At 51.0% G+C, this 17,879-nt stretch carries 20 protein-coding genes and 3 tRNA genes; 14 read left to right on the top strand and 9 right to left on the bottom strand.

The genetic code is table 11. The features are described 5' to 3' along the window. Positions 1–30 precede the first annotated feature (30 nt). Complete coding sequence (locus O4H49_RS19105; RefSeq protein WP_269425048.1) at positions 31–717, top strand: hypothetical protein; 687 nt, start codon at positions 31–33, stop codon at positions 715–717. A gap of 58 nt (positions 718–775) precedes the next feature. On the opposite strand, the gene O4H49_RS19110 is transcribed toward O4H49_RS19105, so the two are convergent. Next, on the bottom strand, positions 776–1,351 hold the full coding sequence (locus O4H49_RS19110) for a sigma-70 family RNA polymerase sigma factor (protein WP_269425049.1): 576 nt from the start codon (positions 1,349–1,351) through the stop codon (positions 776–778). 369 nt (positions 1,352–1,720) lie between these two features. Between O4H49_RS19110 and O4H49_RS19115 the strand changes: the two genes are divergently transcribed. From O4H49_RS19115 to O4H49_RS19140, 6 genes are all read left to right on the top strand, one after another. Next, positions 1,721–2,446, top strand: coding sequence for a DUF4126 domain-containing protein (locus O4H49_RS19115; protein WP_269425050.1), 726 nt, complete (start codon positions 1,721–1,723; stop codon positions 2,444–2,446). Positions 2,447–2,639: 193 nt separating this feature from the next. After that, complete coding sequence (locus O4H49_RS19120; RefSeq protein WP_269425051.1) at positions 2,640–3,824, top strand: acyl-CoA dehydrogenase family protein; 1,185 nt, start codon at positions 2,640–2,642, stop codon at positions 3,822–3,824. A 2-nt stretch (positions 3,825–3,826) separates the two neighbouring features. Beyond that, complete coding sequence (locus O4H49_RS19125; protein ID WP_269425052.1) at positions 3,827–4,996, top strand: acyl-CoA dehydrogenase family protein; 1,170 nt, start codon at positions 3,827–3,829, stop codon at positions 4,994–4,996. Between the two features lie 13 nt (positions 4,997–5,009). Next, a complete protein-coding gene (locus O4H49_RS19130; RefSeq protein WP_269425053.1) occupies positions 5,010–5,831 on the top strand; it encodes an enoyl-CoA hydratase-related protein in 822 nt (273 codons plus the stop codon). Positions 5,832–5,874: 43 nt separating this feature from the next. After that, positions 5,875–6,855, top strand: coding sequence for an NAD(P)H-dependent flavin oxidoreductase (locus O4H49_RS19135; protein WP_269425054.1), 981 nt, complete (start codon positions 5,875–5,877; stop codon positions 6,853–6,855). Between the two features lie 98 nt (positions 6,856–6,953). Continuing rightward, positions 6,954–7,253, top strand: a complete 300-nt coding sequence (locus O4H49_RS19140) for a hypothetical protein (protein ID WP_269425055.1) — start codon at positions 6,954–6,956, stop codon at positions 7,251–7,253. A gap of 401 nt (positions 7,254–7,654) precedes the next feature. Here the strand turns inward: O4H49_RS19140 and O4H49_RS19145 are convergent, their stop codons facing one another. Together O4H49_RS19145 and O4H49_RS19150 are read right to left on the bottom strand one after the other, a co-directional pair. Then, positions 7,655–9,244 carry a PAS domain-containing sensor histidine kinase gene (locus O4H49_RS19145; protein WP_269425056.1) on the bottom strand — a complete coding sequence of 530 codons (1,590 nt, stop codon included), beginning with the start codon at positions 9,242–9,244 and terminating at the stop codon, positions 7,655–7,657. 256 nt (positions 9,245–9,500) lie between these two features. Beyond that, positions 9,501–10,142: a MarC family protein gene (locus O4H49_RS19150; RefSeq protein ID WP_269425057.1), complete on the bottom strand. Its 642-nt coding sequence runs from the start codon at positions 10,140–10,142 to the stop codon at positions 9,501–9,503. A 253-nt stretch (positions 10,143–10,395) separates the two neighbouring features. Between O4H49_RS19150 and O4H49_RS19155 the strand changes: the two genes are divergently transcribed. Together O4H49_RS19155 and O4H49_RS19160 are read left to right on the top strand one after the other, a co-directional pair. Next, positions 10,396–10,782, top strand: coding sequence for a DOPA 4,5-dioxygenase family protein (locus O4H49_RS19155; RefSeq protein ID WP_269425058.1), 387 nt, complete (start codon positions 10,396–10,398; stop codon positions 10,780–10,782). 57 nt (positions 10,783–10,839) lie between these two features. Further along, positions 10,840–11,061 carry a hypothetical protein gene (locus O4H49_RS19160; protein ID WP_269425059.1) on the top strand — a complete coding sequence of 74 codons (222 nt, stop codon included), beginning with the start codon at positions 10,840–10,842 and terminating at the stop codon, positions 11,059–11,061. 117 nt (positions 11,062–11,178) lie between these two features. On the opposite strand, the gene O4H49_RS19165 is transcribed toward O4H49_RS19160, so the two are convergent. The 3 genes from O4H49_RS19165 to O4H49_RS19175 form a co-directional block, all read right to left on the bottom strand. After that, complete coding sequence (locus tag O4H49_RS19165) at positions 11,179–11,514, bottom strand: hypothetical protein (protein ID WP_269425060.1); 336 nt, start codon at positions 11,512–11,514, stop codon at positions 11,179–11,181. 282 nt (positions 11,515–11,796) lie between these two features. Next, positions 11,797–11,872 (bottom strand) — tRNA-Thr (locus O4H49_RS19170). 172 nt (positions 11,873–12,044) lie between these two features. Next, positions 12,045–12,233, bottom strand: a complete 189-nt coding sequence (locus tag O4H49_RS19175; protein ID WP_269425061.1) for a hypothetical protein — start codon at positions 12,231–12,233, stop codon at positions 12,045–12,047. A gap of 248 nt (positions 12,234–12,481) precedes the next feature. On the opposite strand from O4H49_RS19175, the gene O4H49_RS19180 reads away from it, so the two are divergent. Next, positions 12,482–12,700 carry a hypothetical protein gene (locus O4H49_RS19180; protein WP_269425062.1) on the top strand — a complete coding sequence of 73 codons (219 nt, stop codon included), beginning with the start codon at positions 12,482–12,484 and terminating at the stop codon, positions 12,698–12,700. Positions 12,701–12,895: 195 nt separating this feature from the next. Here the strand turns inward: O4H49_RS19180 and ald are convergent, their stop codons facing one another. Then, positions 12,896–14,014, bottom strand: coding sequence for an alanine dehydrogenase (gene ald / locus O4H49_RS19185; protein ID WP_269425063.1), 1,119 nt, complete (start codon positions 14,012–14,014; stop codon positions 12,896–12,898). 496 nt (positions 14,015–14,510) lie between these two features. On the opposite strand from ald, the gene O4H49_RS19190 reads away from it, so the two are divergent. Next, positions 14,511–15,071, top strand: a complete 561-nt coding sequence (locus tag O4H49_RS19190; protein WP_269425064.1) for a cupin domain-containing protein — start codon at positions 14,511–14,513, stop codon at positions 15,069–15,071. A 147-nt stretch (positions 15,072–15,218) separates the two neighbouring features. On the opposite strand, the gene O4H49_RS19195 is transcribed toward O4H49_RS19190, so the two are convergent. After that, positions 15,219–15,833 carry a TetR/AcrR family transcriptional regulator gene (locus tag O4H49_RS19195; protein ID WP_269425065.1) on the bottom strand — a complete coding sequence of 205 codons (615 nt, stop codon included), beginning with the start codon at positions 15,831–15,833 and terminating at the stop codon, positions 15,219–15,221. 256 nt (positions 15,834–16,089) lie between these two features. After that, positions 16,090–16,953 (bottom strand): 23S rRNA (guanosine(2251)-2'-O)-methyltransferase RlmB, encoded by an 864-nt coding sequence (rlmB, locus tag O4H49_RS19200; RefSeq protein ID WP_269425066.1) that lies wholly within the window; start codon positions 16,951–16,953, stop codon positions 16,090–16,092. 203 nt (positions 16,954–17,156) lie between these two features. Here rlmB and O4H49_RS19205 point away from each other — a divergent pair. The 3 genes from O4H49_RS19205 to O4H49_RS19215 form a co-directional block, all read left to right on the top strand. Then, a tRNA-Tyr gene (locus O4H49_RS19205) sits at positions 17,157–17,241 on the top strand. A 40-nt stretch (positions 17,242–17,281) separates the two neighbouring features. Further along, a tRNA-Gly gene (locus tag O4H49_RS19210) sits at positions 17,282–17,355 on the top strand. A 96-nt stretch (positions 17,356–17,451) separates the two neighbouring features. After that, on the top strand, positions 17,452–17,879 hold a 428-nt coding region (locus O4H49_RS19215; RefSeq protein ID WP_269425067.1), incomplete at its 3' end, for a GTP-binding protein.

Below are 17,879 nucleotides of genomic sequence, written 5' to 3' on the forward strand. Positions count from 1 at the left end.
CAAGAACCGGGATAACAAGGGAATAAACTCATGACAGGCATCATCTCCGGATCTGCCACACAAGAAGATGTGGTGGCGGTTGAAGTTCCTCGGTTTCATCCTTCCGGTGAGAACCTGATTGACTATGTCTCAGGGAGTATCGAGCCCGGGCTGGAATTCTTTATCACAAGTCATTTGTCTCTCTGTTCTGATTGTAGGGAAGAGATTGTTCGCCTTCAGGCTCTTGGGGGCGCTCTGCTGGAAAGATTGCCTCTAGGCGATCTTCCTGAAGGGATGGAAGAGCGGATGATGGATCTGCTGGACTCAGAACAGGATTCTGCCGAGATTACACCTTTTCCAAGAGGACGGTCCGGAGGAAAAGAACAGCTTCCTGCTCCGGTATCCCAGATACTGTCTGACAATCTTGAAGACCTCGAGTGGAAGGACCATGAAACAGAAGGGCGCTCTACTGTTGCTTTGCCTTTGCAGCCAGCCCGTATTTTCCTGTTGAAAGTTGATTCCGGAAAAGTGGCTTTTTCCGGAAAGATGACGCGGCAGACGGGGCTGGTTCTTGTTCTGAGTGGTGCGCTTGAGAGTGAACAGGAACAGCTTTGCCCTGGTGACATCCGTACGCTGGCTGATATGGGTGAAGAATTCTATGCAGGAAGTTCGACTGCTCTGGCCTATTGTCTTGTTCTATTGGGGCAGGAAGATATTTGTCAGGAAAATCTGGGCTGAGTAAGGTTTTCTGACGGGCTCTGACATCTATTCGGGAAAAATCCCTGATTCTGCTAAACTAGAACAGACTGCGACCCAACGTGCGACGCAGTTTGTTGATGGCAAGCCTCAGGCGTGACTTCACCGTTCCAAGAGGCAGGTTTTCCAGCAAGGCAATTTCCTTATGGGTGAGGTCATCATAAAAAGCGAGCTGGAGCAGTCGGGACTGATCTTCGGGCAAACTCTCGATGGACTCACGTAACAGGGCCTCGACTTCCTGATGTTCAATCTCCTGATCCTGAGCTGGAGCGAGGTCAATCTGGTTTTCTGCCTGGCTCTGATCAAATGAGGCAAGTTTCTGTCGACGAAAGCGGTCAATGCGGCGGTTTCGCGCGATGGCGAAAACCCAGCTTGAGACATAACTTTTTTCGGGGTTATAGCTTCCGGCCTGCTGCCAGAGGCTAAACATGACATCCTGAACCAGGCCTTCGGTATTTTCTTCGTCTGTACCGAGTTTACGCATATAGGATATCAGACGGGGAGCAAAATGCCTGAAGAGTCTGGCAAAAGCATCGCGGTCTCTGGATCGGGCTACCAGAGACAATAATTCGGCCTGTTCTGTGGCACTCAGGTTATCTTGGTCTTCTATTGCCAACGCATTCAACTCCCTCAGCGTGGTCTAAATTCACTCTACACCAAATCTTACCGGGATGTCTGCTTCAACTCATTGCTGCGGAATTTTCCATAACCGGCTCTTAAAACCAATGTATGAATGGAAAAGAGCTATTTTAAGGTTATTCTGTGAATGTGATCCAGATTTTCTGGATATTCCGCTCGATAATCCCTCCATAGTTGTCTGGTGAACTTATCATCCGGCTGTCGAAACCTGCCTTATAATCTGGACAGGATTAGCTGTGTTTACAAGCTTGGTATTTTTACGAATGTTGTTTTTAGATCATAAGCCCCAATATGAATACAGTTCGTTAATTTCTTTTGAAAGACGCGGTTCCTTTTTATCGGGGAGATGATATTGTCGCTGTTCGAGATCCTGGTTCTGTCTTCAGCCCTTGCCTGGGCCAGTGGTATAAATCTCTATGCTACTTTAGCTTTTTTGGGAATTCTCGGCGCCAGCGGGCAGATGGATTTACCCGGAAATCTTGCTTTTGTGCAGCATCCTGCCGTGATCATGATTGCTGTTTTTCTGTATTTCATTGAATTCATTGTCGATAAAATACCGGCTGTCGATTCCATCTGGGATGCGGTGCATACCTTCATTCGCATTCCTGCAGGGGCTTTGCTGGCAGCGGGGTTGTTCTCTGATGCAGGTGGGGAAGCCCAGACGCTTGCCTTCCTTTTGGGAGGAGGACTTGCCAGTGTCAGCCACCTGGTCAAAAGTGGCAGTCGGGCAGTTCTGAATACATCCCCTGAGCCTGTTACCAACATTGTGGCTTCTGTTGTTGAAGATATCGTGGTGATTGGCGGTCTGGTTATGGCCTTTATGTCACCGTCAATTTTCGCTGCTTTCCTTGCTCTGTTCCTGTTGTTGGCGATCTGGTTGCTCCCAAAAGTCTATCGTGGCCTTCGTGGAATGTTCCGTTTTATTTCTGGACGGTCTGGCGAAAACCGCACAAAGCATGGAAATGGTGGAGCAACCCGGCCATCTGGGGATGAAGTCTTTCCGAAACAAGAAAAACGGTCTCTCAGGTTGAGAGGGAAACCGGGAAAGGGCAATAACGGTTTTCTTAAATGAAGGGCAATCATGGCAGCATAACGCTGTTGAACGACTGTTTAGTAATTTGTATGATTTTTGTCGAATAAGGTATTATTATTTAATCTCCCTCGTGGTTTCCTTGCAGATTGAGCATGCCGGATGATTTCGCCAGATGATTCCGGGGTGTATGACAAGGCATCGTCTTCATCGTCTGGAGCGACGGGAGTAATCAATGGATATGAAATTTAGCGTTGAGGCTGAGGCTTTTCGCGCCGAAGTATGCGATTTTATTAATGATAACCTGCCAGATGACATTCGTCATAAAGTTGCTCAGGAAGAGATGATCCTGCCCCGTGAGATGATGGTGCGTTGGCATAAAATTCTGGGGAAAAAGGGGTGGAGCTGCCCATCCTGGCCGAAAGATCAGGGCGGTGCCGGCTGGAGCGATGAACAGCATTACCTGTTTGAGCGGGAGATTGCACTCTCTGATGCCCCACGACCCATCCCTTATGGTGTTGTGATGTTGGCTCCCTGTTTACTGGAATTCGGGACGCAGGCGCAGCAGGAAAAATTCTTGCCAGGTATACTTTCGGGAGACGAACTCTGGTGTCAGGGCTTTTCCGAACCAAATGCAGGATCAGATCTGGCTTCGCTGCAATGCCGGGCGGTAGCAGAAGGGGACAGCTATATCATCAACGGTTCGAAAACCTGGACCAGCGAAGCCCATATTGCTGATGGGATGTTTGGCCTGTTTCGTACGGACAGTTCTGGCCGGAAACAGCAGGGGATCACCTTTTTGATGATCGATATGAAAACACCTGGAATTTCCGTTACCCCCCTGATGACCTTTGAAGGAACGCATGAGGTCAACCAGGTGTTTTTTGATAACGTGCGGGTGCCGTTTGCAAACCGGATCGGCGAGGAAAACCAGGGGTGGGCCATTGCCAAATATCTGCTTGGGCTGGAACGGTTCGGCACAGCTGAGGTTGGACGTTCACTCGCAAGCCTGGGACGATTGAAAAAACTGGCTGCTGCTCTTTCTGTTGGCGAAGGATGTTTAAGAGACGATCCGGATTTTATGAACGAGGTCGCCAGAGTTGAGATTGCCCTGCGCGCACTGGAGGTGACCGAGCAACGCTTCCTCTTTGGGCCGGGCGGATCAGATGCGATGGGGGCGGAAGCTTCCATGCTGAAAATTCGCGGTACCGAGATCCAGCAGGATATTCTTGAATTGACCCACCAGGCATTGGGCTATGCCGGACAGAGAGGGCAGGATAGCGGATCTGTCCTGCAGATTGCAGGAATAACCCCGGAGAAAGCCGCCATGGCTCATTACAACTTCCGCAAGACCTCGATCTATGCCGGGTCCAACGAGATCCAGAAGACCATCATCGCCAAAGCCGTATTGGGGCTCTAGTCATGGATTTTACCTTTACTGAAGAACAGCAGCTGTTCCGCAATTCCACCCGGCGCTTTCTTGAGGAGCAGTACGCCTTTGAAAAACGGGCCGGCGTTCTTGAACAAGCGCATGGTTTCCTGGAAAGTCATTGGCAAAACTTTGCCGAGCTGGGATGGCTGGCCATGCCTTTCGCCGAGGAGTACGACGGGTTGGGGGGAAGCCCTGTCGAGACCATGATTCTGATGGAGGAAATGGGGCGCAATTTGCTGACCAGCCCCTATCTGGCGACAGTCGTGCTGGGCGGCGGGATTGTTGCTGAGGCAGGGAGTGAGCAACAGAAATCAGCTCTTCTGCCCCAGGTCGGATCTGGAGAGCTGAAACTGGCATTGGCCTTTGCCGAACAGGGGGGAGGGTATGATCTGACGCAAATCCGGCTGCGGGCCATAAAAAATGATTCAGGCTATCTGCTTGATGGCACCAAAACGACTGTGTTCTACAGTGTTGTGGCAGACAAGATCATTGTCGCGGCAAGAACTGCGGGACAAGCGGGAGAGCGAGAAGGTGTAAGCCTGTTTCTGATTGATCGTGATGCCGCAGGACTGCAATCCCGTGATTATCGTACTCAGGATGGAGGTTCTGCCAGTGATCTGGACTTTAAAGCGGTGCAGGTCCCGGAAGAAGCTCTCCTGGGGCGGGAAGGGCAGGGCTTTTTGCCTCTCCAGCGGGTTATTGCCAAGGCGGCTGTTGCGCTCTGTGCCGAGGCTGTCGGGGTAATGTGGGCGATCTCTGAACAGTCGGGTGATTTCTTGCGCACCAGAGAACAGTTCGGTCAAAAGCTCGGGTCATTCCAGGCTCTGCAACATCGTCTCGTCGATGTTTATATGAAATGCCAGCTTGGCCAGTCGCTGGTCTATGATGTGGTGTGTGCTCTGGGGCAACAAGCCGGTGAGCCTTTTGGCCCAGAACTCCTGCGCAAGGTCTGTGCCGCGAAATATCAGGTGGGGCTGGATGCAAGATCTGTGGGACAGGAAGGCATCCAGTTTCATGGGGCAATGGGGATGATGACCGAACTGCCGATTGGTCACTATTATAAACGTATTACTGCAATCAACAGCACCTTTGGCGATCCGCGCTTTCATTTGCGGCGCTATCGTGAATTGATGATACAAGATCAAGAAACTGTAGCCTGACAGGGGAAGAGCAATGAGTGAAGAGCTGGTTTTAACCAGGGCCCATGGCCGGGTTCTGGAGATTATTCTCAATCGTCCTCCTGCCAATGCGATCAATCGGGCCATGAGCCGGGCGATCTATACAGCCTTGCGCGAGTTACAGGATAATCCTGCCTATTCTGTCGGGGTTATCCGCGGGCAGGGAGAACGTATTTTCTGTGCCGGCTGGGATCTGAAGGAAACGGCCGGAGAAGGCGGGATCAATCTCGAGCTGGAAAATGATCCTGAGCAGGGGCATGGGCCAGGCGGGTTTGCCGGTATCACTGAATTTCACGATCTGACCAAGCCGGTTATTGCCGCGGTGAATGGTGCCGCAGTGGGGGGCGGCTTCGAAATTGTTCTGGCCTGCGATATGGTTGTTATGGCCGATCACGCCTTTTTCTCCCTGCCGGAAATGCAGCGCGGTATTCTGGCGGATGGCGGGGCGGTACAAAAGCTGCCCAAGATGATTCCGCCCAATGTGGCAAAGGATCTCTTGTTCACAGGACGGTTGATGGAAGCGGAGGAAGCCCTGCGCTGGGGACTGGTCAGCAAAGCTGTCCCCGTTGCCGAACTGGAAAATACCGCACTGGAGCTGGCCCAGGAAATAGCACAGGGGGCGCCGCTCGCCCTTGAGGCCTTGAAAGAAGTCCTGGCCTATGTCGATGGGATGTCAGCGCGTGAAGCCATGGACCGGGTTAAGGGGGGCGGGGACTGCGATTGCCCGATCTACCATCGCATGGTTTCTTCTGAAGACGCAATTGAGGGGATCAGTGCTTTTGCGGAAAAACGTACGCCGGTCTGGAAAGGACGTTAAGGGGCGTCATCAAACATGAAATCTTGGCTCTGGTTGATGATCGATGAGTGAGACTGTTTTCAAAACCCGGCTTACCGATCTTCTTGGCATTAGATACCCTGTGCTGTGCGGTGGTCTGCTGCATCTGGCGGATGCCAACTATGTCGCTGCAGTGGTCAATGCCGGGGCGATGGGCTTTATCTCGGCCCTGACCTTTCCCGATCCCGAACAGCTGCGTGATGAAATCCGCAAATGCCGTGAATTGACCAGTGGGAAACCTTTTGGCGTCAATCTGTATATCTCTGCCCGACCGGATGCGAATGATCGGTTGATTCCTCTGGTTTCCGTGGTCCGGGAAGAAAAGGTCGCGGTGGTGGAAACTGCAGGGGGTTCCCCTGCGGCGATTGTTCCCTTGATGAAAGAAGCTGGCATCAAAGTGATCCACAAAGCTCCCGCGATCCGTTTTGCCCTTTCTGCAGAAAAAGCAGGGGTCGATGCGGTTATTCTGGTTGGCGCGGAAGGCGGCGGTCATCCCGGCTATATGATGGTTGGGACCATGGTGCAGGGGGCCATTGGCCCGGAAAGACTTTCGATCCCTGTGATACTCGGGGGCGGTATTGGCCATGGCAGCCAGTTGACAGCGGCCTTGGCAATGGGCTGCGAAGGTATTCTGATGGGAACGCGGATGCTGGTTTCTGAGGAAATCGGAGCCCACCGGGCGTATAAACAGCGCATTGTCTCAGGGGATGGACTGGACTCTCTGGTGGTCATGACAAGTTTTAAAAACCATCACCGGGTTTTGCACAACGAAGCAGCTGAGGCTGTTGCTGCCCTGGAAAAATCAGGTTCACAGGACTATGCCGATTACGCTGATCTGATTTCCGGTAAAAGGGCACGGGAAGCCTATGCCACCGGGGATACGTCTCAGGGGATGCTGGATTACGGTCAAAGCGCCTGTTTCGCCAACGAAATTGAGCCTGTTGTCACGATCATTGATCGCTTTATGCAAGAAGCTGCCTTGGGGTTGAAGCGGATAGGAATATAATATTTAATTTCATTATTTCCGGTATGTAATCTCTTTTGCGGGGATTATTTTTTATCAGCGACGCTTAACAATTTTGATAGAAACTTGCGGTGATTGGTATGAAAAATATTCAGATTATTGATGGTGCAGATAATTGTACTTACAGCATATTCTCGATTGAAGATGATGCTTTCCAAATTATTTTTCCAAATGAACAAGATGTTGAATTTATAGAGGATCTTCATGCCCGCGTCGGTGAAGAAAAGCTGTTGGAGCTTTTAACTCCTGTTTGGAAGCGACCTGTAAACAAGAAAAATGTTCATGGTATTCATGGAACACTTTTTTATCAGCTTAAAATTAAAAAAAGATACTACCCGACCAAAAAAGAACAAGAGATGGTGTCGAATTATATACGATAGAATAAGGATTATTCTATTTGGTTTATATGCATAAAAAACAGGGGCCAGTTCAGAAACTGGCCCCCAGTCATAAGAGGCATGTGTCGGTCCGGAACGTGAAAGTTCAAGACACCCTGCCCGGTAGGCGCAGGGTTTTTCAGGCCACATGAAGCCTGAAATATCATGTGTCGACAGAGATCCCGGCTTGTCCAACAAATCCTTGTAAGATGGCGCATACTGCCATCAGTCCGAGAAAACCATTTGCACTGAACGTCGTCATACTTGACTTATGACGACGTCATCCGTTCTGCAAAGATAGTTTGGTCGAAGCCGTTTTTAACGATCAGACAAAACACCCTTCAGGGCAGTCTTGATCACCTTCCCGGGGAAAGCGTGAAAGGCGGAAACAAGGATGACGGCTGTTAACCTGCCTGCGACATTATACCGGGGTGAGCCAGGGTCAGGCTGCTGGGGAAATCCAATACCACTACGGTGCCTTGACCAAGAGTACTTTCTATCGAGAGGACTCCCCCGTGTAGCTCGACAAAAGAGCGGGCGATGGAAAGACCAAGGCCGCTTCCTTCATGGTTGCGTGTTTTGCTCTCGGCCACCTGGGCAAAGGGTTCAAGAACGCGGGAAAGGTTTTCGGCTGCGATGCCGATTCCACTGTCTTGTACCCTGATTTGCAAGCCGCCCTGATTACCCAGGCCAGCTGATACAATGACTTCGCCCCCTGCATCCGTAAATTTGATCGCATTGGTGAGCAGATTGAGAATGGTCTGTTTGGTTTTAAGGCGGTCAAGCGAGATTTCCGGTAGATCCGGATTGCTTTGTAGAATGAGTTCTATACCGGCTCTGTCACTTCTTTCGCGCAGAAGTGACAGGCAGTCATTGAGCAGGGGAGAGATCTGCACGGCTTCAGGTTCCAGAATGGCATTGCCCAGCTCGATTTTTGACTGGTCCAGTATGTCCGAGAGCAGCTCGAGCAAAAGGTTACTCGATCTATGAATGGCCTCGGCATATTCGGTATATTTAGGACTGGTGTGTTTGCCAAACATTTCGGCCATAAGAATATGGGAAAAACCGATCATGGAATTGAGCGGTGTACGGAGTTCATGGCTCATATTGGCCAGGAACTCGGATTTTGCCCGGCTGGCGAGCTCGGCAGTTTCTTTGGCCCGGAGAAGCTCGTATTCAGATTCCTTGCTGGTTGTGATATCACTCTGGACAGAAACGAAGCCGAGGCCAGGGACACGTCGGTCTGTGGTCTGGATCCATCGCCCATCCCTGAGCTTGACGGTAAAGGATCCTTTTAGCTCCCGTCGATAAGCAGCTTTTCGTTCCAGAAAATCTTCACCGGCCTCATCGCCAATGGCGACATTGCCATTGCTGATATCAATCCGCCCAAGCTCCTGAAAGTGTACGCCTGGCCGTGCCTGCTCTTCGCTGTAACCATACATTTCGCGGAAATTTTGATTGCAGATAACCAGCTTGCCGTCGTTGTCATAGATGACAAAGGCTTCGGCAATCGAATCTATCGCATCCAGCAGCGTATTCTGAGCCTGATATTGCTCAGAAATATCCTGGATTGTGTTAAGGATGCAAGGACGGGCGAAACCCAGCGGATTGTGAAACCGGGTTTTGGACAGCAGAACCTGACAGTCAACTCCATCTGCCCGGCGCAGCGATAACTCAATCGTTCTGGCCGTACCTGTTTCCAGAACCTGTGTATCAAGTGCCGGAAAACCGGAATGGCTGATGGTTGACTGTAACAGGGTTTCAATTTCCAGTGGATGATAGTGTTTGTCAGGTACATGCAGTTCGTCGATGTGAAAGTTTTCGCTGTGGAGTTCCTCCGGGTCCGGGTTCCACTCTACCTGCGGATCAATAAAAGCATAAAATGCCTTGTTGCCGGCGATAAAAACCTGCTGGCTGTCGGAAATGAAAACCGGAAGAGGAAAGGCATCTAGTAAAGCCTGTTGTTCCAGCAAAAACGCTTCATTCTGTTTCAAAATCAATCCTCATGAGGTTGGTTTGAACAACCTCTTCTCTTTTCTCAATGTCTAGCTGAGGGGCTCTTCAGCAAGAACACTGTCCTGATTGAGGGGTGTTTATGCCAGGAAGCAGGAAGCCCGATCTTGATGATTACCGAGCTGTTTGTAGCAAAGAAAAGTTTCTAATTTACGAAGAACTATCAGCAATATAGGACAAATGCCATCTTCCTCTGGTGACTCTGGGCTGGTCAGGTGGCAGGGCGATCTTCTGGAATTAGCCGAGCAGTCCGATTTTCAGTCCGTCGAGGATATACTGGACAGCAAGAGCTGCCAGGACAATTCCCAGAACCCGGGAAATAACATGGGTGATGGTATCCCCGATAAACTGTTCCAGACGGCCAGCAAGAAAGAACAGGATCAGGCAGAGACTGAGAACCCCTGCGAGGACAGCGAATACAACGCCCTGGGCCAGGACGTCATTTTTGTTGGCACTCATCAAAAGCATAACCGATGCAATTGCCCCGGGGCCGGAAATCAGGGGAATAGCCAGAGGGAAAACAGAAATATCCTCGTGGGTTTTTTTTGCTCCCTTGAGTTCTCCGGCATTGTGTTCGCGCCGCTGGGTACGCTTGTCGAAGACCATTTCAAGGGCAATAATAAACAGCATAATCCCGCCAGAGATCCTGAAGGCCGAGAGGCTGACGCCGAGAAGGTCAAGAAAACGGTCACCGAAAAGCGCGAAGAACACCAGAATACAGCCGCCTATCAAGGTTCCCTTGAGTGCCATGCGCCGTTTGTGGGCGGCACTGCTGCCCTGGGTAAGGCCGATAAAGATCGGTAACAGCCCTAGCGGATCAATAATCACGAAAAGGGTAACAAAAGCTGTCAGAGCAATATCGAACAGAGCAGGTGTCATGATGGAAATCCAGATCAGGGGCAGTCAGGAGCGGACAAAACCGTTGAGAAAAAGCGCGAAAAACAAAGTGATGCCGATTGTTATATCCTAAAGCCGCGCAGGAATACAGTTTCCTGTTGTCGTGGGGCCGTTGCAAAAGCGTCATTGTTTTTATGAGGGCAACAGTCTGGTGACGGATCTGATATGGACAAGCATTAGCCGCTTCACCATCTTCAGTTCAAGGATATCGTGGATGTCAGAGGGGTGTAATGAAATGATAGACCATAGACCGGTGCAGGCTCAAAAAATTTCTGAGTTCGACAAGGCTGTCGGGCTTGAATTGGCTGATTTTCATCTGCATGTTTATTACGATGCGACGACAATAGAACAGGCTAAGCAGTTATGTCTGGCTGCGGCGACACGTTTTGGCCTGCGTATGGGATTTATGCATGAAAAGCCGGTCGGACCGCATCCTCGCTGGAGCTGTCAGCTCTCTGTTCCACCGGAAAAATTTGGAGCTGTGGTCACCTGGTTTTCCCTTAATCGCAAAGGGTTAACTCTGTTTATTCATCCAGATAGCGGCAGGGCGCTGCAGGACCATCGGGATCATGCGATCTGGATGGGAGAAATGCTGGAACTCGATCTGTCGATTTTTTCCTGACTATCCAATCTGAATTTGCTGACGTATAATTTTGTCAGCACAACAGGGAGGGATGTTATGAAAAAGTGTAACAAGTGCTTTTCAGAACGGGTTGTCCGTTATGAGCTGTCGCGTGAAGATCTGGGCAGTACTGGAAGCTGGCATCTGGATAATGATGCGTCGAAATATCATCCCGAGGATATCAAGGAAGTCGAAAACAATGGCGTTCCTGTTGATCTGACACTCCACGTTTGTTTGAGCTGCAGCCATGTCCGCGGCACGGCTGCCAATCCGGAATAGCCGTTACCCCCACGGCTGGCTGGGTTAAGCCGAACAGATCCTGCAGAAACAATAAAGGGCAGCGACGAATTCCAGCGCTGCCCTTTATCTATGATTGCTGTAGAAAAACAGCCGGGGTTAGTGGTCAGAGGCCTCAAACTTGTCATCAAGTCCAGTGTCATAGGCGAGACCTTCTGGAGTCAAGGTGACCGGATAGCCAGAATCCTTGACCAGCCCCTTGCGGGCCAGAGCGACCCAGACAGCAGGGTTGGCAAAGCCGCTGGCTTCCTTGGCAGAAACCACATAGGGGCCAACATGGACATGGTCGCCATGGGCGTGGGGCAGGTGCTCAAGCGTGACCTCGCCAGAGGGGTGAGCAGTGGAAAGGCGTTCGTCCCGGGCAATCACCTGGGCCAGCACCAGGGTGCGCAGCTGCAGATTGTTGAGCTTCAGGGAATTCTTCTTGGCTGGCATGTCGTTCTCCAGGATTGATTTTCAAGATAAGGGCTATCGCAATGACCTGATCAATTCAAGGAGGATATATCAGCGGCGTTGTATCTAGAAAATTTCCAGGACAGGAGTTTAAAGAAAATCACCGTCAATAATCAGGAGCGTAACGCCGGATTTTGTGACGGATCGGTGCGAGCCCAAGTCGTCTGATACCTAAGAACAGCGGTTTCGAGGTGCCTTACAGAAATCAAAGACAATGATCTGTTTCAGAGCAGCAGCATTGGATTGAAATATAAGGAAGAAAAGTGGTGCCTCCACCAGGACTTGAACCCGGAACCCCCTGATTACAAATCAGGTGCTCTACCAGTTGAGCTATAGAGGCACATAAGATCGACCACTTTTTTCTGTCTTTCTGGTCCGTCGTGACGGCCATCGTGGCGACGAGGCGGAACTTAGGGGATTCGATGAAATTACTCAAGAGGAAAAATGAAAAAATCGAATTTTTTTTGATTTTTGGCTAAGGGTCTGAAAGAAAATGAAGATATTCAAAGCTTTCAGGCATTCTCTCCTATTAATAAACTGGTGGATTGTGACGAAGCTGTATCAGAATCTGTCGTCGGACCAGCGTTGGCATGGCAATTTATGATCCCCGGTAATAATCCCCGGTAATAATCCCCGGTAATAATCCCCGGTAATAATCCCCGGTAATAATCCCCGGTAACAATCCCCGGTAACAATCCCATAATAACCCAGGATAATAATCACGGGTATTTTTTTGGTGAGGAGGTGGGTAGCAGAAAACTTCCCAGCCCTTATAACCGAAGGCTTGAATGACCAGGCCAGGCATCACTCTGAAAATGCGGTTAATAAAAAGTAAAGAAAATCACCACAGGAATGCCTCAGCTTTGTCCCCCCTATGCTACAACCCGAAATCTTTTCCTGCCGTTATGATGTTTCAGTAATCACAAGACAATTATTAAGGAAGCAGGTTATGGGATTTTCTTCTGCGTATCTGGATGGCAAGCCGCTCTTCTCTGTTGGGGGAATCGACCTTAGTACCGCCGCGCGCAGGTCCCAGTCAGGCGAGCCGGAAAGACTGCGCCTGACAGCCGGGGATTTGCTTGATCATGACGGAGATTCCATTCCCCTGCTGGATGCGGGTGAACTGGGCGATCTCCTGAGTGGTGATCTCTCGTTCAGTCTTGCCTGAAAATCTGTTTTTGCCGCGCTGTCTGGTTGCCGGGATAAGCTTTCTGTAATTGATACTGTAATGGATAAAGGCAGCTCATTGAGCTGCCTTTTCTGCATCTGGAATAACCGTCTCTCAGAAGAAATATAATCTGGCGTGTGAGGCTGCCAATCGGCATCCTTCACACGCCAGATTACTATGGGCTTTCAGCGAAGCCTAAAGGCCGAGGGCCTGACGGGCCGGAACATATTCCAAACCGTGTGCTTCGGCGACGGGTGCACAGGTAATCTTGCCGAAAGCAACGTTCAGGCCCTCGAGCAGGTGTGGGTTGTCGCCCAGAGCCTTTTTGTAGCCCTTGTTGGCCAGGGCCAGGGTGAAAGGCAGGGTGGCGTTGTTCAGGGCAATGGTCGAGGTACGGGCAACGGCACCTGGCATGTTGGCCACACAATAGTGGATAATGCCGTCAACTTCGTAAGTCGGGTCCTGATGGGTTGTGGCATGGGAGGTTTCAAAGCAGCCGCCCTGATCAATCGCAATATCCACAAGAACAGAACCGGGGCGCATTTTCCCGATCAGTTCACGGGTAACCAGTTTTGGTGCAGAAGCACCGGGAACAAGCACGGCACCGATCACAAGATCCGCATCGGAGACGTATTTTTCAATCGATTCAACCGTTGAATAAATCGCGTTGAGACGGTTGCCATACAGGGTGTTGAGCTCATCAATCCGGGGGAGGGAGCGATCAAGAACGGTCACATCTGCTTCGAGACCCATAGCCATGCGAGCAGCGTGGGTTCCGGAAACTCCACCACCGATGATCACGACCTTGCCCGGAGCAACACCGGGAACGCCGCCCAGCAGGACACCAGAGCCGTTTTGGGCTTTGTGCAGGCAGCTGGCACCGACGTGAACAGACATGCGACCAGCAACTTCGGACATGGGGCGCAGCAGCGGCAGGCCGCCACGGGCATCGGTTACGGTTTCATAGGCCACAGCAACACAGCCGGATTTGACCAGACCATGGGTTTGTGGTGCATCCGGTGCAAGGTGCAGATAGGTGAAGAGAAGCTGGCCCTGGCGCAACTGGGTGTATTCACTTTCCTGTGGTTCCTTGACCTTGACGATCATGTCCGCAGAAGCAAAAATTTCAGCAGCAGTCGCGGCGATTGTCGCGCCAGCTGCTTCGTAATCCGCGTCATAAAAACCGATACCATTGCCAGCATTGGTTTCAACCACAACCTGATGACCGTTATGAACCAGTTCACGTACGGAGCCCGGGACAAGCCCGACGCGGTACTCGTGGTTCTTGATCTCCTTGGGTACGCCAATCAACATTGTCTTTATTCCTTATCTGTCGCCTTTGGCCACTCTTGTTCACATGATCCCTGCATGGGGAGGTGAGCGGCATTCTTTTCATCAATGATGTGGTGCCGCTTTTGCCGGTTCACCACACCGCTTTTCTACACGGAAGTTTTACGAATAATTTCCGGCAGCTTAATCCAGGTCTTTAAGGACTTTCTGGATTGTATCAAAAATCTGGTCGATTTGGTTCGTTTGCAAACGGCACCAGGACGGGACTCCAGTTCGACCACTGCAATCCGTCGCACAAGAGTGTCTGGTGAGCGATCAAAGCCGCTGTTTAAAGGTAGACAATTCATGCCTGCCTCCTGTTGTTCCGTGTCGCGCCGCAAGTTCTGTTCATGGCAGACTTTGTTGTTTGCCTTTGAAAAGATCATACATGATTAAGAAAATAGGCAATAGCCCCTTTTTTATGCCTGAAATACAGTTTATGTGTTAATAATGTTAATAATAATAAGCAAACAGGTGTGCGATGCTTGAAGATGACGATTTTGATCTCGGTTTACGCCTTCGGGCCTTGCGACAGATGAACGGTCTGTCACAGCGGGAGCTGGCAAAACGGGCTGGAGTCTCGAACGCGGTGATCTCTTTAATCGAGCAGAACAAGAGCAGCCCTTCGATTGGTGTGCTGAAAAAAGTTCTCGCTGGAATTCCAATTTCGGTTTCGGCCTTTTTTTCCGAGGAACTGACGCCAAGGGAAAAGGTGTTCTACCGGGCAGAGGAAATGGTCGAGATCGGCAGCGGGAATATCTCCTATCGCCAGATCGGACGTGATCTGAGCAATAAGGCATTGCAGATCCTGTACGAAAAGCTCAAGCCCGGGGCCGATACCGGAGAAACGCTTCTGCGCCACGAATCAGAAGAAGCCGGAATCGTGGTTCGGGGGGAAATCGAGCTGACAGTCGGGGATCAACGCAAGATCCTGCGTGTGGGGGACGGGTTCTATTTTGACAGCAGAATTCCCCACCGCTGGCGTAACCCTGGAACAGTTGAGGCGGAAATAGTTTCGGCCTGTACTCCTCCTACCTTCTAGATTGCTCCCGCAAGGTAGTTCTGGCCAGGTTGTTCCGGAGAGCAGCGGCTGAGGCCGAGGACTGTTTTCTCCGCAAAAAAAACAGGCCACTATTGCTGATAATGACCTGTTTTATTGTCGGTTCAGATGTCTGTCACAGCCCGGATTTCAGCTTTCGGTCAGCATGAAGTCAATCTGGGCCAGGACGTTTTCTTCGAGCCTGACAGCCTGTTTTTTGGTGAAGACACCGGTTTTCAAAGAAGCAAAGGCAATGTTGACCAGGATGATGCCCAGGCGGTTGGCGATGAATTCTTCACGCGCAATGGTTTTGAAAAGCCCGTCCTGTCTTCCCCGTTCAAGCATCGCACTCAATCGTTCGTAATAGGGATAGAGAATTGCTTCATTGGCATTGAGGGCATCAATCCCCTGCGGGGCGGCGAAGTCTGCAAGCAAAACCAGAACATGCGCCCGGTTGGTGGTATAGCGCCTGACCATGAGGCGGGTATGCTCTATCAGGGCCTCCCGCGGCGGCAAGTTTTCTATCTTGTCAAAGTCAGCGACAATCCCTTCGCAGATGCGTTTGCCAATTTCGATCAGGACAGCACTTCGTCCGGCAAAATGAGCGTAGAGCGACGGCAACTGGATTCCAATTTCCTTGGTGACATCCTTTAACTTGAGGCCTTCGACCCCATGGGTTGCGATAAGCTGCTCTGCAACCTTCACAATAAGGTCACGGGTGCTGAGTGAACTTGAGAGATATTTATTGCGTTTTGGTGGTGGCATTTTGGGACTTTTTGTTAGGTGTTATTCTTATTGGGGACGGTATGTTTTTTTTGAGCTGCACCTGTTCTTGCAGCCATTCCGGCTTTTATTTATCCTAACTCAATTAGGCGTGGAAAGGCAAACCCCTTAAGTGACGGGGTTCCCCTGTCCTGAATTTCCAGGCTTGTACCCAGGCTTGGGTTTACTGTCCTCGCGGCTTTGGTCTGCTGCCTTGTCGGTAAAGCGAGACAAGGCAGCAGAGGAGGGGAGGCGGAATTTATTTTCCGCGCGCGGTTTCATAGAGTGCAACTGCCGCTGCGCTCGATACGTTTAGTACGCCAAAGGCATCCTGGGTGGGCAGGCTAACCAGCATATCGCAATGTTCGCGAGTGAGGCGGCGCATGCCTGTGCCTTCAGCCCCCATGATCAGGGCAATTTTGCCATTCTCAGGCAGGGCTTCGGCCAGAGTCTTTTCACCTTCCCCCGCCAGACCATAACACCAGAAACCTGCCTCTTTGATTTGTTCCAGAGCGCGCACCAGATTTGATACGGCAACATAAGGAACTACCTCGAGTGCTCCCGAGGCGGTTTTGGCCAGTGCCCCTGTGGGCTGGGCAGAGTTGCGATCTGTTGTAATCACGGCACGCGCGCCAAAGGCTGCGGCTGAACGCAAGATAGCGCCGACATTTTGGGGGTCGGTCACCTGGTCAAGGACCAGCAGGACGGTGCGCCCTTTATGTATATACTCCCAATCTTCCTTCCCCTGTTTGCCATCAGCGATCTCTTCCTGGGCGATTTCAGAAAGAACGTCTTCAATGAAGACCTCTTCCAGTGCAGAGGCGAGGCAGGCGACACCCTGATGGACGGCGCCGGGTGGCAGTAGTTCGATAAGATCGGCATTTCCGGCCACGTCCGGTGTGACTTTGCGTTCAGTTTGGCGTTCTATATCAGAGAGTTCCGATTCCAGTCGTGCCAGAGTCTCATGGGTGATAACGAATCGTTTTATCTGCCGTTGCGGATTCCCGAGGGCCGCAAGAACAGCATGAATGCCATAGAGCCATAAATTTCCTGCTCCGGCATTATCGCGTTTGCCTGAACGGTTGGTAGGGGACTTTTTTCGCAGTTTTTTGGGCTTTGCCATGACAGTCGAGTGCTCCTGGGTTTCTCTTTGAAGGACTATATGACAGCAAGCGGGGAATAAAAAAATAGCTATGATGATATTTTTATCGAACTTGGAGTTGACATGGCTCTGGAAATGAACATATTTCGCATCATCGTCGCGCACCGAACTGCTCGGTTGCTGAGGTCTCCAAAAGGTTATCGGAGAGCGGCGCGGATAAAATTGGTGGGGTGCCCGAGTGGCTAAAGGGGGCGGACTGTAAATCCGCTGGCTAAGCCTACGTTGGTTCGAATCCAACCCCCACCACCATCCGCCTTCAGCACAAAACGGTTCATGTGAGGCGTAATGTGCGGGTGTAGCTTAGTGGTAAAGCCCTAGCCTTCCAAGCTAGTTATGAGGGTTCGATTCCCTCCACCCGCTCCAAATTTTTCACGAAGCTCGCATGCTCAGAGTGCGGGCTTTTTATGTATGTTGGACCTGAGGACGCGCTGTCGTCCACCAGAACTGGAATTAGACGAGATGGCTAAGGAAAAGTTTGAGCGGACGAAACCGCATTGTAACGTAGGCACGATTGGTCACGTTGACCACGGCAAGACGACGCTGACAGCAGCAATTACGAAAGTACTTGCTGAAGCAGCAGGCAAGACCGGTGTCAAGTTTGAAGACATTGACAAGGCTCCAGAAGAGCGTGCGCGTGGTATCACGATTTCTACTGCTCACGTTGAGTATGAGACAGACGGTCGCCACTATGCACACGTTGATTGCCCGGGCCACGCTGATTATGTGAAGAACATGATCACTGGTGCTGCGCAGATGGATGGTGCTATTCTTGTTGTTAACGCAGCAGATGGCCCGATGCCACAGACCCGCGAGCACATTCTGCTTGCGCGTCAGGTTGGTGTTCCTGCGCTTGTTGTTTTCATGAACAAGGTTGACCAGGTTGACGA

The sequence above is a fragment of the Kiloniella laminariae genome (assembly GCF_027214005.1).
Classification (GTDB): Bacteria; Pseudomonadota; Alphaproteobacteria; order Kiloniellales; family Kiloniellaceae; genus Kiloniella; species Kiloniella laminariae_A.

Excerpts from the sequence above, each read along its gene's own strand:
- O4H49_RS19165 (WP_269425060.1), bottom strand. The coding sequence starts at position 11,514 with ATGCCAGCCAAGAAGAATTCCCTGAAGCTCAACAATCTGCAGCTGCGC.
- O4H49_RS19105 (WP_269425048.1), top strand. The coding sequence starts at position 31 with ATGACAGGCATCATCTCCGGATCTGCCACACAAGAAGATGTGGTGGCG.
- O4H49_RS19140 (WP_269425055.1), top strand. The coding sequence starts at position 6,954 with ATGAAAAATATTCAGATTATTGATGGTGCAGATAATTGTACTTACAGC.
- O4H49_RS19155 (WP_269425058.1), top strand. The coding sequence starts at position 10,396 with ATGATAGACCATAGACCGGTGCAGGCTCAAAAAATTTCTGAGTTCGAC.
- O4H49_RS19180 (WP_269425062.1), top strand. The coding sequence starts at position 12,482 with ATGGGATTTTCTTCTGCGTATCTGGATGGCAAGCCGCTCTTCTCTGTT.
- O4H49_RS19135 (WP_269425054.1), top strand. The coding sequence starts at position 5,875 with ATGAGTGAGACTGTTTTCAAAACCCGGCTTACCGATCTTCTTGGCATT.
- O4H49_RS19160 (WP_269425059.1), top strand. The coding sequence starts at position 10,840 with ATGAAAAAGTGTAACAAGTGCTTTTCAGAACGGGTTGTCCGTTATGAG.
- O4H49_RS19150 (WP_269425057.1), bottom strand. The coding sequence starts at position 10,142 with ATGACACCTGCTCTGTTCGATATTGCTCTGACAGCTTTTGTTACCCTT.
- O4H49_RS19115 (WP_269425050.1), top strand. The coding sequence starts at position 1,721 with ATGATATTGTCGCTGTTCGAGATCCTGGTTCTGTCTTCAGCCCTTGCC.
- O4H49_RS19190 (WP_269425064.1), top strand. The coding sequence starts at position 14,511 with ATGCTTGAAGATGACGATTTTGATCTCGGTTTACGCCTTCGGGCCTTG.
- O4H49_RS19195 (WP_269425065.1), bottom strand. The coding sequence starts at position 15,833 with ATGCCACCACCAAAACGCAATAAATATCTCTCAAGTTCACTCAGCACC.
- O4H49_RS19125 (WP_269425052.1), top strand. The coding sequence starts at position 3,827 with ATGGATTTTACCTTTACTGAAGAACAGCAGCTGTTCCGCAATTCCACC.
- ald (WP_269425063.1), bottom strand. The coding sequence starts at position 14,014 with ATGTTGATTGGCGTACCCAAGGAGATCAAGAACCACGAGTACCGCGTC.
- O4H49_RS19175 (WP_269425061.1), bottom strand. The coding sequence starts at position 12,233 with ATGGGATTGTTACCGGGGATTGTTACCGGGGATTATTACCGGGGATTA.
- rlmB (WP_269425066.1), bottom strand. The coding sequence starts at position 16,953 with ATGGCAAAGCCCAAAAAACTGCGAAAAAAGTCCCCTACCAACCGTTCA.
- O4H49_RS19130 (WP_269425053.1), top strand. The coding sequence starts at position 5,010 with ATGAGTGAAGAGCTGGTTTTAACCAGGGCCCATGGCCGGGTTCTGGAG.
- O4H49_RS19120 (WP_269425051.1), top strand. The coding sequence starts at position 2,640 with ATGGATATGAAATTTAGCGTTGAGGCTGAGGCTTTTCGCGCCGAAGTA.